The organism is Acinetobacter sp. YH12072 (assembly GCF_013419565.1).
In the GTDB taxonomy this organism is placed as follows: domain Bacteria; phylum Pseudomonadota; class Gammaproteobacteria; order Pseudomonadales; family Moraxellaceae; genus Acinetobacter.
The window spans coordinates 1-13,798 of record NZ_VOZV01000037.1 but is presented as its reverse complement, the minus strand read 5'-3'; the positions used below and the strand labels follow the sequence as shown (position 1 = coordinate 13,798).

The 13,798-nt window shown below is 40.9% G+C and carries 11 protein-coding genes; 9 read left to right on the top strand and 2 right to left on the bottom strand.

Annotated elements, in window-relative coordinates; all coding sequences use genetic code 11:
• The first annotated feature begins 130 nt into the window (after nt 1-130).
• Nucleotides 131-1,393 carry a DcaP family trimeric outer membrane transporter gene (locus tag FTU19_RS13580; protein ID WP_180131562.1) on the top strand — a complete coding sequence of 421 codons (1,263 nt, stop codon included), beginning with the start codon at nt 131-133 and terminating at the stop codon, nt 1,391-1,393.
• Nucleotides 1,394-1,667: 274 nt separating this feature from the next.
• Nucleotides 1,668-2,369 carry an HAD family hydrolase gene (locus FTU19_RS13575; RefSeq protein ID WP_180131560.1) on the top strand — a complete coding sequence of 234 codons (702 nt, stop codon included), beginning with the start codon at nt 1,668-1,670 and terminating at the stop codon, nt 2,367-2,369.
• Here FTU19_RS13575 and FTU19_RS13570 read toward each other — a convergent pair.
• Entirely contained in the window at nt 2,366-3,043 is a 678-nt protein-coding gene (locus FTU19_RS13570) for a DUF421 domain-containing protein (protein ID WP_104426479.1), read from the bottom strand. The two genes, FTU19_RS13575 and FTU19_RS13570, sit on opposite strands and share 4 nt — an antisense overlap.
• 479 nt (nt 3,044-3,522) lie before the next feature.
• Between FTU19_RS13570 and FTU19_RS13565 the strand changes: the two genes are divergently transcribed.
• The 4 genes from FTU19_RS13565 to FTU19_RS13550 all read left to right on the top strand — a co-directional run bounded on the left by FTU19_RS13565 (nt 3,523) and on the right by FTU19_RS13550 (nt 7,504).
• A complete protein-coding gene (locus tag FTU19_RS13565) occupies nt 3,523-4,209 on the top strand; it encodes a carbonic anhydrase (RefSeq protein ID WP_180131580.1) in 687 nt (228 codons plus the stop codon).
• Between the two features lie 143 nt (nt 4,210-4,352).
• Nucleotides 4,353-5,396: a molecular chaperone DnaJ gene (locus FTU19_RS13560; RefSeq protein ID WP_180131578.1), complete on the top strand. Its 1,044-nt coding sequence runs from the start codon at nt 4,353-4,355 to the stop codon at nt 5,394-5,396.
• Between the two features lie 171 nt (nt 5,397-5,567).
• The gene (locus FTU19_RS13555) at nt 5,568-5,942 is read left to right on the top strand and encodes an endonuclease domain-containing protein (protein ID WP_180131556.1); all 375 of its coding nucleotides are present in this window, start codon (nt 5,568-5,570) and stop codon (nt 5,940-5,942) included.
• 131 nt (nt 5,943-6,073) lie between these two features.
• Nucleotides 6,074-7,504 carry a DUF4062 domain-containing protein gene (locus FTU19_RS13550; RefSeq protein ID WP_257225467.1) on the top strand — a complete coding sequence of 477 codons (1,431 nt, stop codon included), beginning with the start codon at nt 6,074-6,076 and terminating at the stop codon, nt 7,502-7,504.
• A gap of 47 nt (nt 7,505-7,551) precedes the next feature.
• Here FTU19_RS13550 and FTU19_RS13545 read toward each other — a convergent pair whose 3' ends face one another.
• A complete protein-coding gene (locus FTU19_RS13545) occupies nt 7,552-10,446 on the bottom strand; it encodes a valine--tRNA ligase (protein WP_180131553.1) in 2,895 nt (964 codons plus the stop codon).
• Between the two features lie 175 nt (nt 10,447-10,621).
• Between FTU19_RS13545 and FTU19_RS13540 the strand changes: the two genes are divergently transcribed.
• The 3 genes from FTU19_RS13540 (at nt 10,622) to FTU19_RS13530 (ending at nt 13,664) form a co-directional block, all read left to right on the top strand.
• A complete protein-coding gene (locus FTU19_RS13540) occupies nt 10,622-11,317 on the top strand; it encodes a hypothetical protein (protein WP_159122836.1) in 696 nt (231 codons plus the stop codon).
• Nucleotides 11,317-12,123 carry an SDR family oxidoreductase gene (locus FTU19_RS13535; RefSeq protein WP_159122835.1) on the top strand — a complete coding sequence of 269 codons (807 nt, stop codon included), beginning with the start codon at nt 11,317-11,319 and terminating at the stop codon, nt 12,121-12,123. The genes FTU19_RS13540 and FTU19_RS13535 overlap by 1 nt, the downstream gene beginning before the upstream one ends.
• Before the next feature lie 266 nt (nt 12,124-12,389).
• On the top strand, nt 12,390-13,664 hold the full coding sequence (locus FTU19_RS13530; RefSeq protein ID WP_180131551.1) for a glutaminase: 1,275 nt from the start codon (nt 12,390-12,392) through the stop codon (nt 13,662-13,664).
• Nucleotides 13,665-13,798: the final 134 nt, after the last annotated feature.

Sequence of the window (13,798 nt, the reverse complement as noted above, 5' to 3'; positions counted from 1 at the left end):
TTCGTGAGTGATCTCGCGAGATAATAAAATAAGTCAATTTATAATTATAGATATTCCACACGCTTTATATTTTAGTGGGAATCAGTGAACTTTCAAAGCCAATGAACGTTTGTTCAATATGGAGAATTTAATGAATCAAGTTTTAACACGAAAGTTTTTAGCTAAGGGATTAGCAGTTGCCGTAACAACCTTGATGATGGGGACGGTTGCACATGCTGAAACACAAGAGCAAAAAGAAATTAAGCAGCTGCGTCAAGAAATTGAAGCACTAAAAGCATTAGTAACACAGCAGCAACAAGTTCAGCAAAATCAAGCCGTGCAGATTGAACAAGTTAAAGCAGCACCACAACCATCAGCAGCTGCACTGAAAGCACTAAGTACAAAATCAGATACTGAAGTGAAGCTATATGGTTTCGTTCGTGGTGATGCAAACTATATCATTGAAGGTTCAGCAGGAGACTTCTCTGACGTTGCTAAAACCAATGGTCAAACCAGAGACAAGTTAGTCGCAACCGCAAAAACAACACGATTGGGTTTAGATTTTAAAACCAGTGTTAACGGTGCAGAGGTTGGCGGTAAACTTGAAAGTGATTTTGCAGGTACTAACGATTCATTCCGTATACGTCAAGCATATTTAACCTATGAAAATTGGTTGATTGGTCAAACCCAATCTAACTTCTTGTCAAATCATGCACCGTTTATGATTGACTTCAGCACCAACGTCGGTGGTGGTACTACCCGTCTGCCAATGGTTCGTTATGGTTTTGATTTGACACCAGCAACGCAATTGTTCTTGGCGGCAGAAAAACCAAACTCAAGTGCTGAAGACATCAAATCAAGCGTACCAACATTGACCGCTAAATTGGCACACAACTTTGATGACAAAAAAGGTAATGCGTCTGCGCGTGCTTTAGTTGAAGTTTATAAAGATGAAGACGTCAATAAGCGTAAAGCAGGTTGGGGTCTAGCAGCAGGTACAACGTATCAAGTACTTGATCCTTTAAAAGCGACGCTGGATGTCAGCTATACCAAAGGTGTAAACGGTATTTTGTATGGTACCAATGCCAATGCTGCATTCGTAGATGATGAAGATAACCGTAATATTGAGCAAAATGAAATTTGGGCGGTACAAACGGGCTTAACCTACAGTATTTTACCTAACTTAAAAACCTCACTTGGTTATGGTGCATTGTTTGCCGATAAAGACTCAGACTATGCAGACCTCAATCCTACTGCAAACAAAGAGGTACAACAAGCATGGTTAAACCTGGTGTATTCACCAGTTAAACCGCTTGAGTTTGGTATTGAGTATGTCAACGGTGAGCGTAAAACCTTTAAGAATGAAAAATTCAAAGATAACCGTATTGGTTTAATGAGTAAATATAGCTTCTAATTGATGATGTGAAGCTAAATAAAAAAAATCCCACCACTTGGTGGGATTTTTTTATCAATACCTTGGGAGAAGGTTGTTTTTAATTAAAGCATAGGGATTTTGTACATGCTTAAAATACAAATTCTAACCCAGAGTTTTATTTTCCTATCAAAAAGCGGTACTTCAGCATCACTTTTTATGCTCAAAACAACAAAACTTAGCAATTTTATGTCTGATCTAACAAGTTTCGGACTGTTAACATGATTGAAAGTTTCAGCATTTCGTTTTGAAAATTATGCCTATTCAAGCCGTTTTATTTGATCTCGACAATACCTTGACCCATCGTGATCTGACGACACAGGCCTATAGCCGTTATCTGGCGGAGTATTATGCTTCGGCACTAGCACAGATTGAACTTGAGAAAATTATTGAGATTGTGCGACGCATAGACAATGGCGGTTATCCGAAAAAGGAATTGCTGACTCATGGCAGTATTGGCGCTTCAGCTGCATATGCATTGTTGCAGGAATTATCATGGTTAACTCCACCAGATCTAGATGAGCTAGCGCAGTTCTGGTTCAGTCAGTTTGGACGTTTCGCCGTAGAGATGCCGCAAGCAGGGCAAGTATTAAAACAGCTTAAAACTGAAGGTTATCGCTTAGCCATTGTGTCTAATGGTGGACATGAGACCCGATTAAATACTATTCGCGGTTTAGGTATTGCAGAGTATTTTGATGAGATTGTCAGTTCAGGATTGGTCGGTTTCAGCAAACCGCAGGCAGAAATTTTTCAGATTACCGCAGAGCGTTTAGGCGTGCAGCCAGAGAAGTGTCTATATATTGGCGATCATCCTGTTAATGATATTCAAGGCGCAACAGCCGCAGGTATGCATGCTTTATGGATGCAAGGTTTCCATCCGGATGCCGGACATATTCAATATAAGATTCCGCAATTACCAGAAATCTTTGATCATTTGCAGCGGCTTAAGCAGCTTTAAGTAATCCGGTGACTATTCATGGCTTTTGCCCATTGGTGAGAATGACAGCGTGGACAAGTTTGTTCCGCTTCTTTTAAATGCTGGACTTGACCGCAATAAATACAGGCATAAAGCTCTTCTGGCTTGACTTCTTTGACTATGCAGCAGGATTTAGGGAAAAGCGGGAGCCCATGCCGAACATCATCTGGATGGAAATACAAAATGCTGAATTTACCGTCAGTTTCCAGTAAACCTAAACGCACCTGACCCAAATGTTCAATGCCTTGCTGACGCATTTCAGCAAAGAATTCATCATGAGACATTTTGCCTTTTTTAATTTCATCAATGACCAGTAAACCATCTTCCACAATATGAATCGGTTTGCCTTCGAGCAGGTCTTCAAACCATTGAAATTTCATCATGAGCCAGGTGGTGAGGCGATACAGAAAAATGATCACCGACATGATCAGCGCTGCCTGGATCAGAGGAAGATCTTCCGTAAACATCGGATCGCCAGCAATGGAACCCAAAGCAAGAATGATGGTGACTTCAAAGATCGAAAGTTGTCGTACCCCACGTTTACCTGTCAGCCGTAGAAACAGGATAATCATCGCGTACATCACTACACAGCGCAGCAAAATTTCTGTGGCAAATTCCCAGGTCGTATCATTTATAAATATGGTGGCCCAGTCCATTGTTATTATTCCAGATCACTCTTTGTTACGAGTCTATCAATCTCGGCTGTTAGTTTGCTGCTGTAATTGTGTAAGTTTTTGAATAAAAATAAATTATGTTTTTTGAATGTGATTGCTATGAGTAAAAGATATAGCGATTTTGAGAAAATAAGATAGATATTTCATGTAAATATTGATTGATTATTCAACAGAGTAAAATTTGAACCAGTTCACATTTTACTCTGTGTGATTTTTAATCAGTACAAATAATATCCTACTGAAATATATCAAGATAAAATCTGAGCAATTTCCTAGGAATAATGAGAACTATTTAATGATTTGTAATCAAATAACGTGATACTTATAAATTTCTGTATGTTGTGCCCTGAAAAATATAGCGATTAAAGCAAGCTAAAAATCTGTTTTTTAAATTAAAAATATTGATTTTGACTTCCAAGAAAGGATGTATTGTGAAAAAGATATTCACGCTTTTAACGGTTATGGGCTTAAGTACAGCGGTATGTGCAGATGCAGACTGGAACTATAATCAGCCTGAACAATGGTCGACTCTAAACCAGAAATATTCAGCCTGTAGTGGACTGAACCAGTCACCGATCAATATTGAGCGAACAGTCAAAGCTGAATTGGAACCGCTCAAGTTTAGCTATAACACCATGATTCACGCGATTGAAAATAAGGGTCATACCGTTCAGGTGGACTTTGCTCAAGGCGGGGAATTGCAGCTGGATGGTGAAACTTTTGTGCTGAAACAGTTTCATCTGCATAGCCCAAGTGAAAACCTGATTAAGGGCAAGAGCTATCCTCTAGAGATTCATTTTGTCCATGCCAATACTCAAGGGGAACTTGCTGTAGTGGCGATGATGTTTGAACAGGGCACAGAAAATCCGATGCTTAAACGTATGTGGAATCGCTTGCCGAAAAAGCAAGGTGAAAAAGTCGTCTTGAAGAACCCGCAACCTGTAAATGAGATGTTGCCTAAGAATCTGGATTATTACCGCTTTAGCGGTTCGCTGACCACACCCCCATGTTCTGAAGGTGTGCGCTGGTTAATTCTGAAAGAGATCCAGCAGGCCTCAAAGCAACAGATTTCAGAATTTTCCAAGCTAATGGGACATCCAAATAACCGTCCAGTGCAGTCCTTAAATGGCCGTGTGGTACTGGAATAATAAAGATCCGCATAAAAAAAGCAGACTTAGTTCTGCTTTTTTTAATTCTGATACAAATTTCAATAGCCTAAGGTGAAAAGAACTTTGTGGCGAAAGCTGAAAGAATTAATATAGATAAGATTTCCTTGGGTCTTTCTGCTGCCATGCTCTTTGACTTAAAAACCATGATCCAGCCATTCACAGCGCTTTCGCCACAGCAGAAGAAGCTGGATCGTCTGATTGATAAAATCGAACAGCAGAAGTTGGAGTTAAAACAATGGCAACAGGCTGAAGAAGACTTACAGCAATATACGCATAAAACCTTCATGCCGGTCTATCATGAATTGCATGGTGTTCTGTTTAAGCAGCTTGAACAGCTCTGGACGCATTTACAGGAAACAGATTTTACCAAGGCCGAGTTGGTAGTACTGGATGAGAAGATTCAGTATCTGGCAGATTATCTGCAAGATTCTCAGGCGATGTCAGCGCAAGAAGCCAATAAGGTAAATGAAATCTTCACTTATTATCAGCAACGCGCTGAACATGCTCAATTCAGAAAAAGCCAAAAAAAGACCAATGAACTGGAAAGGTTTTTTAAGAATGAAAATGTCCCAGATCCGGCTGATGCTGAGGGATTTGAAGAATGGGCCTCTGATCATTTTCAGCAAATCCGCGAGCAGGCCAAACTAAAACGCCAGCAGGTAAAACAGGAACAGGCGGCTGCGATGGCAGAGCAGTCAGTGAAATCTGTATATTTAAAGATTGCTGCGGCGATTCATCCGGATCGTGAAGCAAATGATGTAAAAAAGATTAAAAAAACTGAATTGTTGCAACGTGCCAATGAGGCCTATGCAGAACAAGATTTGTTTGCTTTACTGAAAATGCAGCTTCAGATTGAGCAAGACCGAGATCCTTCGCAAAAGAGTTTAAGTGCAGAGCAAGTCAAGCTGTATCAACTGGCTTTGGATGTGCAGAGCCAGAAGTTACAAGAGCAGATTGATGCATTGATCAATCGATTAGTCTGGTCATCAAAAACCAGAATTGCAGTCAAAAAGGCAAAAGGTAAGGTTCAAATTGCTGATCTGTATAAACAGATTGATGAAGATACTTCTACTATCAAGCAGCAAATTAAAGTAGAAAAAGAACGTTTGATGCATATCAAAAAGGTGAAAGGATTAGAGATGTTTTTAAGGCATGGGATGCTCTAATGTTTTTCTCCCTCTTCCTTTGGGAAAGGGTCGGGGTGAGGGTTATTTTTTAGATTCACCTCTCCCTAACCCTCACTTGCGCTTCGTTTTAAAGCAGTGCTTTAAAACTTGCTCAGAAGAGGGAATTCCATTGTGTATCATATAATAAGAATAATATTAAGAAGAAATAAAATGAAAATAGATCCTCAATTATTAGAATTCGCTAAATCCATGCGCCACTCTGCTACAGATGCAGAAAACCTGATGTGGCAATTGCTTCGTGCTAAACGCTTTATGAATCTCAAGTTTCGCCGTCAGCATGTGATTGCTTCCTTTATTGTAGATTTTTATTGTCATGAAATTGGTTTGGTGATTGAGGTAGATGGTGGACAGCATGGAACAGATAACGTTATTGGATATGATGCTGAAAGAACCAAGTTTTTAGAGGCTTTGGGTTTCGTTGTTGTGCGATATTGGAATCATGATGTGTTGAGGGAAATTGATTCTGTATTAGAAGATTTATGGAATGTTTGTTTGGAGCTTAATAGCAAAAGCACCTCTCCCTAACCCTCTCCTGAAAGGAGAGGGAACTCCGTTGTGAAATTCAAGTAGGGATTAAATCAAATGACTACTCCCTCTCCCTATGGGAGAGGGCTGGGGTGAGGGTTTATAAAAAAATAATTATGATTTAATCTTAGATGATTGAAGCTAAAAGAAATATTAAGATGAGTTCAGCAAAAAAATATCAAGTATTTATTAGTTCTACATATACAGATTTGCTCGATGAGCGTCAGGCAGCAGTTGAAGCTATCTTACAAGCTGGGCATATCCCTGCAGGTATGGAATTATTCACAAGTTCAAATCAAAGTCAGTGGGACATAATTAAAAGATGGATTGATGAATCTGATATTTATATGTTGATACTAGGTGGACGTTACGGTTCCATTGAAACAAAGAGTGGAAAAAGTTACACGCATTTGGAATATGAATATGCACTTTCTATTAAAAAACCTTTATTTGTAATAGTTATCAAAGATGAAGCATTAAATCAAAAAACAGTAGCGCAGGTTGAAAATCAAAATCCTGAAAAATTGAAAAAATTTAAGAAGAAAGTATTAAGTTCAATGTGTGAATTTTTTATTGACACTAAAGATATTCAATTAGCTGTTCACAAATGCCTTGGTAAAATCATTCAAGACAATGATCTAATAGGTTGGGTACGTGGAAACCAACAAAATGAAGGATTAGCTTCGGAGTTGGTTCGCTTGAATGAAGAAAATCGTAAGCTTAGAGAGGAAAATGAAAATTTTAAGCGTAATCAACAAGTACGCCTACCAAAATTAACTTTAGAAATGAATGATGGTGAGCCTTTAATTTTAAAATATCAAGAATATAAAGAACTATATTATAAAAGTAGAGAGCCTATTGATTGGTCTGCTATTGACGATGATTTAAAAGAGTTTTTATCTACTGAAAGCGTTGAAAAATATAATCATGATTTATCCGAAATAACGGTTGAAAAGATACTTGAATTTAATAGATTGATAAATTTAAAGAGCATATTGGAAAACGATTTAAAAGAGATTAGCTTTAGAGTTTCAAATGATGGTACTTTGAAAGCTAACCAAGTTTATATTTCAATAAAGTTTCCTGATTTTATTTACGTTGAAGAAAAAGGTGAAGAAAAAGAAAGACTGAAAATAATTGAAGATTTGAAGAAAAAGAGCTTAGAAATTATACCAACGCCTTTGTGGAACCCACTTAGTCAAGCGAAAGCTGACCTTAAAAAGAAAAAATTAGATGCTGTTAATCCATTTAAAGGTATTTATGGTTTATCAAATTCATTGTTAGGCCATAACTCAGAAAATCTTGCTTCAATAATGAGAGTAGATCCTATAAGGGGAATAACTGTTCCTAAAATGCCTAATGCTCAAGGTGATTATAATTACTTAGATAATCAAGGAAGAATAATCATTAAGATGGGAAATTTATTACATACCTTAGGTCGTTCTTATAATGATTATTATTTATTTCCTTTAGACAAAGGGAAAGGAAATATAATTATAAATTTACATTGTGAAGAATATGCAAATGAAGAAATTATAGAAATTCCAATTATTGTCGAATAAAAAATCCCCTCACTAAGAGGGGATTTTTGAATCAAAATAACAACACATTAAAGCGCCGCAATCTGCTCCATATTCGCTTTAATTTTCGCTAGTTGGTCAGCAAACTCAGCAAGTTTCACTTTCTCACCTTCAACCACAGCCGCGGGCGCTTTACTTACGAAACCTTCATTAGAAAGTTTGTTGGCAATTTGGTCATGCTGTTTCTGAACCTTGTCTAAGTCTTTTTGCAGACGACCCAATTCCGCTTTAGGATCAATTAAGCCCTTCATTGGAACGAATACAGATACGTGACCGACTACTGAAGAAGAAGACAGAGGAGGTTGCTCGCCATCAGCCAGGAAGGTGATACTTTCAACTTTCGCCAATGCTTTGAACAACGGTTCAATACGTGCAATCTGTGCTTTTTCAGCATCAGTGGTATTTTGCAGCAGAACAGGCAACAAACGCGCATTACCTAGACCCATTTCACCACGGATGTTACGTACCGCACCGATCAGACCTTGCAGCCATTGCATATCTGCTTCAGCCTGTTCGTTGATCTTCGCTTCGTCAGCAACAGGGTACTGAGCCAGCATGATGGTTTCGCCAGAGATTCCCAGTTTAGGTGCAAGCGTTTGCCAGATTTCTTCAGTCAGGTAAGGCATGATCGGGTGAGCAAGACGTAAAGACGCTTCCATCACAGCCAATAACACACGACGAACTTCAGCTTTACGCTCTTCAGATACGTTTTCATCGTTTAGAACCGGTTTAGTCAGCTCGACATACCAGTCACAGTATTCATTCCAGATGAACTCGTAGATCGCTTGCGCAGCCAGGTCTAAACGGTAAGTCGCGAATGCTTGCTGAACTGCTTGTTCCGCTTTTTGCAGACGGCTCACGATCCATTGTTCAGGCAATTCCCAAAGATCAGGACGTGCAGTTTGACCAACGGTTTGACCTTCCACGTTCATCATCACGAAACGAGTACCGTTCCAGATTTTGTTGGCGAAGTTACGGTAACCTTCCACACGTTTCATGTCGAATTTGATGTCACGGCCAGTATTGGCAAGCGCACAGAAAGTGAAACGTACCGCGTCAGTACCGTAAGCCTGAATACCTTCAGGGAATTCTTTACGGGTAGATTTCTCAATCTTCGCAGCCTGTTTTGGATTCATCAGACCGAAAGTACGTTTTTGTACCAAGGTTTCCAGATCAACACCGTCAATCAGGTCTAATGGGTCAAGTACATTACCCTTAGACTTAGACATCTTCTGACCTTCGCCATCACGTACCAGACCGTGTACATACACAGTTTTGAACGGTACTTGTGGTGTGCCATCTTCATTTTTCATGAAGTGCATGGTCATCATGATCATACGGGCAACCCAGAAGAAAATGATGTCGAAACCAGTGACAAGAACATCAGTCGGGTGGAAAGTATTCAAGAAATAGTTTTCTTTATCTTTCGCTTCGTCGCCAGTCCAACCTAATGTTGAGAATGTCCACAAACCAGAAGAGAACCAGGTATCCAGTACATCTTCGTCCTGTTTCAATTCAACTTCAGGTGCAATACCGTGTTTCGCACGAACTTCTTCTTCGTTACGACCGACAAATACATTGCCTTCAGCATCGTACCAGGCCGGAATACGGTGACCCCACCATAATTGACGCGAGATACACCAGTCCTGAATGTTGTTCATCCATGACATGTACATATTGCTGTACTGCTCAGGAACGAACTTGATACGGCCATCTTTAACCGCTTCAATAGCAGGTTCAGCCAGTGGAGCAATTTTTACATACCATTGGTCTGTTAGAAGTGGCTCAACGATCACGCCTGAACGGTCACCACGAGGTGGTTTCAGAGTGTAAGGTTGGATTTGATCTAACCAGCCTTCTGCTTCAGCTTGCTCAACCAGTTTTTTACGCGCTTCAAAACGTTCTAAACCAATGTAGTCTGCAGGTGCAGGGATGGTTTTAGAAATCTGTTCGCCGGCTTTTTCGATATATTCAAACTCAGCCAGAACTTCGGCATTTTTGTTGAAGATATTGATCAGTGCCAGACCACAGCGTTTACCCACTTCATAGTCATTGAAGTCATGCGCAGGCGTAATTTTCACACAGCCTGTACCGAATTCTTTTTCTACATATTCGTCAGCAACGATGGCAACGGTACGGCCAGTAATTGGCAATACAATATTTTTGCCGACAAGATGTGCATATCGCTCATCTTCAGGGTTGACCGCAACCGCAGTATCACCGAGTAATGTTTCTGGACGAGTGGTTGCAACGACAATATGGTCTTTGCCATCTTGAGTGCGCAGCGATTTATCCTCAAAGAAATATTTGAAGTGCCACAATGAGCTTTGTTCTTCTTTATCAGATTCTACTTCAAGGTCAGACAGGGCAGTTTGCAGTTTAGGATCCCAGTTCACCAGACGTTTGCCGCGGTAAATCAGGCCTTCTTCATGCAGTTTCACGAATACTTCTTTAACGGCATTGGATAAACCTTCATCCATGGTGAAGCGTTCACGTGACCAGTCTACTGAAGAACCCAAACGACGGATTTGACGGGTAATGTTACCGCCAGACTGTTCTTTCCATTCCCAGACTTTTTCGATGAACTTCTCACGCCCCAGATCATGACGACTTACGCCTTGAGCACCTAACTGACGCTCAACAACCATCTGAGTTGCGATCCCCGCATGGTCAGTACCTGGCTGCCATAAGGTATTTTTGCCTGACATACGGTTATAACGAGTCAAGGCATCCATGATGGCATTGTTAAAACCATGACCCATGTGCAAGCTACCAGTGACGTTTGGCGGCGGAATCATGATACAGAATGATTCACCTTTTTGAGACGGCTTGAAGTAACCGCGCTCTTCCCAGGTTTGGTACCATTTTTTCTCGATCTCGGTCGGATCGTAGGTCGTAGCAATATTTTGCGCTGAATCAGTCATAGTCTAAACAGATCAAAAGTGGATAAAAAATTGCATCTATTGTAGCAAAAAAATCAAGGCATGCGGCAGCTTAACCAAAAGCAAACTTTCGCCAATTGGCAGTTGCCTGAACTCAACGTATGATAGATTGATAAAAACGCGACTCATCGCAGACGATTAAAAAAAGGATAACAAGATGAGCTATAGCATTTCTCTCAAGATTCACCCCGATACCCATCAACGCTTTAAAGACCTGCATTCCCGATTTAATGCCGGTGAGCAGGAAAGCCTGGCCAAACTGCTCGGTGAAAATCTGGCCGATATTGCCTGTGAAATTATTGACCAGATTTTTGGCCGTGTGGTGCAGCTCTCAAGCTCCCCAGATCAGGAATCTGAAAAAGTCATTCAACAGATTTTAGAAACGACTCGCAAATATATGCCATGGTCAGTTTCGTTTTTTGGTAATGACCGACTGATTCCTATGGTGAACTATCTGTACAAAATGACCCATGAAAATGAGGACGGATATTTTGTTCGCTATCCGGTAGAGCGCATGCTGATCATGGAACTGCTGGGCTGCGTGGAGCAGATGAAAAGTGGCAATAACCAGTATGTCTCACCGGCATTGAAAGCTTTTATTCAGGTGGTGGATCAGGGTGTGACGCATCTGGTACGTGAACCAAAAAAGATGCTGAAATTTAATGTGGTGGTGGATAAAACATTGAATGGTGTGATTCACCTGACCACACAACTGGGTTATAAACGTTTTGATAAACTCGGTAGCCTCTATGATGCGGATACCATGAGTTATTATTTTGAGCAGTTGCTGGCATTTCTGGAAGATGAAATGCCGCCAGGAACACATTCATATAAAGAGGGTGACAGGATTTAATGGCAAAACTAGAAAATTTACAGGGAAAAGTAGTCTGGATTACCGGAGCATCTTCAGGAATTGGTAAGGCACTGGCTGAAGAATGTGCTGCCCAAGGTGCACAGATAGTATTGACTGCACGACGTTTGGAAGAACTGGAAAAAGTCCGTTCAGGACTGGTGAATCCTGATCAACACATCTCAGTCGTGGCCGATATTACTGATGAAAGTCAGGTACGCACGGCTTATGAACAGGTGCTGAGTGAGAAAGGCCGCATTGATTGGCTAATCAATAATGCCGGACTCAGCCAGCGTGCCCTGATTCAGGAAACCACCATGCAGACTGAACGCGCCATTATGGAAGTCGATTATTTCTCTCAGGTGTTTTTCACCAAAACAGTTTTACCGACATTTTTAAAACAGAAATCTGGCCGGATTGCTTTTATTTCCAGTGTGGCCGGCCTGCTTGGAACTCAATATCGGGCGTCTTATTCAGCAGCCAAAGGCGCGATTCATATGTGGGCGAATAGCCTGCGCGCTGAAATGGCAGATCAGGGTATTCAGGTATCCGTGATTTTTCCGGGCTTTATTAAAACTAATGTGTCTTTTAATGCCTTAAATGGGGAAGGCAAACCTCAGGCCAAGCAGGATGAAGCGATTGAAAATGGCCTGGAACCGGCTGATTTTGCCCGTCAGACTGTAGAAGCGTTGAAACGTGGTGAAGAATATATCGTGGTGGGGGGCTCTAAAGAAAAACTGGGTGTTCTAGTGTCACGTCTATCGCCAAAAGTATTGTATAAGATGATTCGCAAAACTAAGGTGAAATAATCTGTTTGCAAGATCAAGCTGGTTGTCATCGGTTACAGGTTTATTGCTCGATAGAAATAGACCTGTAATCTGAAAATAGTATGCTCATCTTTATAATTTATCTATTTTAAGCTTCCTGATCTTGTCCAATGAATTCATTTATTTCCTCTATCTCTTTTGTCCATATCCCATTTTCACAACATAAAACTGCATAAAAGTAGCAAAACCGTCTTCAGTATTCAGTTTTAATAAAAATGATATAAAAGATTGAGATGGGAGCATTTGCCATGAAAACGCCGGTACCGGATTACTTGAATCATGTGCTTTCTGCTTGTCATGATAATAAAAAAGGCGCACTGGCAGATTACATTCCTGAGCTCGCGTCGGTTAATCCTGACAAGCTCGGACTTGCACTATCGACCGTAGACGGGACCATTTATTCTGCCGGGGATGATGACGTTGAATTTACCATGCAGTCTCTTTCCAAGCCTTTTGCCTATGCGCTTGCAATCAAAGAGCTAGGGCTAAAACAGGTTCTGGAAAAAGTGGGTGTAGAACCTTCGGGAGAGGCCTTTAACCAGATTTCGTTAGAAAAAGAACGGAATATTCCCAAAAATCCGATGATTAATTCTGGCGCGATTACCACACATTCTCTGATTCCTGCCAAAAAAACAGTATCACGTGCTGAACAGTTACGCCGTTTTCTCAGTGGGCTGGCTGGACGTGAATTGTCCTTTGATGAGCAGGTGTATAATTCTGAGATTAAAACGGCTTTTCGTAATATGTCGATTGGCTACATGCTACGTACCGTTGGTGTGCTGGATGAAGATCCTAAAGAAATCGTACATGGTTATATCAAGCAGTGTGCAATTAAGGTCACCGTCAAAGATCTGGCGGTGATTACCAGTATCTTGGCCAATGGTGGTGTGCATCCCAAGACAGGTAAGCGCATGCTGGATCGGGCTTTAGTCCGGCAATTGCTCAGTGTCATGCTGACCTGCGGTATGTACGATGCTGCTGGGGACTGGCTGACCACGGTGGGTATTCCTGCCAAGAGCGGCGTGGCAGGTGGCATTATTGGAGTGCTGCCAGGGCAAGTGGGGATTGCGGTATTTTCTCCAAAAATTGATGAGCATGGTAACAGTGTGCGTGGTGTCAGAATCTTTGAAAATCTATCGCACGATATGGGACTGCATCTCATGGAAGGTACACCGTCAGCACAGACCATTCTGCAAAGCCGTTATACGGTGGGTAAAAAGAATAACGTCGTGGTTTATGAACTGCGTGGAGTGCTGCAATTTACTGAGTCTGAAATGCTGCTACGCATTTTGCAGGATGAACCTGAAGGTAAAAGTACCATTATCCTCGATTTGACTAATCTCACTTTGATGCATGATGTCGGTGCCCGAATGCTGTTTGAAGGTGTAGATCGTTTAAAACAGGATGGACATAAAGTACTAGTCGTAGATTCAGAAGGTTTGCTGGATAAGGACCAGTTGAAGGGTAGAAAAAGGGTGGTGGTGACGGAGGAGTTGGAGAAGTTTTTGGAAAAGTATAAATAACCTCTCTCTTGCGCAGCAGTGCTGCTTGTATCTTGATTGATATAGTGATTAGCTACCACTATACGCAAATTGTAGAGTTTGGAGTGCTGCTAAAATCTTAAATTTGAACCTGAGATAAAACCTACAATTTGCCC

Excerpts from the sequence above, each read along its gene's own strand:
- FTU19_RS13535 (WP_159122835.1), top strand. The coding sequence starts at position 11,317 with ATGGCAAAACTAGAAAATTTACAGGGAAAAGTAGTCTGGATTACCGGA.
- FTU19_RS13560 (WP_180131578.1), top strand. The coding sequence starts at position 4,353 with ATGCTCTTTGACTTAAAAACCATGATCCAGCCATTCACAGCGCTTTCG.
- FTU19_RS13545 (WP_180131553.1), bottom strand. The coding sequence starts at position 10,446 with ATGACTGATTCAGCGCAAAATATTGCTACGACCTACGATCCGACCGAG.
- FTU19_RS13540 (WP_159122836.1), top strand. The coding sequence starts at position 10,622 with ATGAGCTATAGCATTTCTCTCAAGATTCACCCCGATACCCATCAACGC.
- FTU19_RS13575 (WP_180131560.1), top strand. The coding sequence starts at position 1,668 with ATGCCTATTCAAGCCGTTTTATTTGATCTCGACAATACCTTGACCCAT.
- FTU19_RS13565 (WP_180131580.1), top strand. The coding sequence starts at position 3,523 with ATGGGCTTAAGTACAGCGGTATGTGCAGATGCAGACTGGAACTATAAT.
- FTU19_RS13550 (WP_257225467.1), top strand. The coding sequence starts at position 6,074 with ATGATTGAAGCTAAAAGAAATATTAAGATGAGTTCAGCAAAAAAATAT.
- FTU19_RS13570 (WP_104426479.1), bottom strand. The coding sequence starts at position 3,043 with ATGGACTGGGCCACCATATTTATAAATGATACGACCTGGGAATTTGCC.
- FTU19_RS13530 (WP_180131551.1), top strand. The coding sequence starts at position 12,390 with ATGAAAACGCCGGTACCGGATTACTTGAATCATGTGCTTTCTGCTTGT.
- FTU19_RS13580 (WP_180131562.1), top strand. The coding sequence starts at position 131 with ATGAATCAAGTTTTAACACGAAAGTTTTTAGCTAAGGGATTAGCAGTT.
- FTU19_RS13555 (WP_180131556.1), top strand. The coding sequence starts at position 5,568 with ATGAAAATAGATCCTCAATTATTAGAATTCGCTAAATCCATGCGCCAC.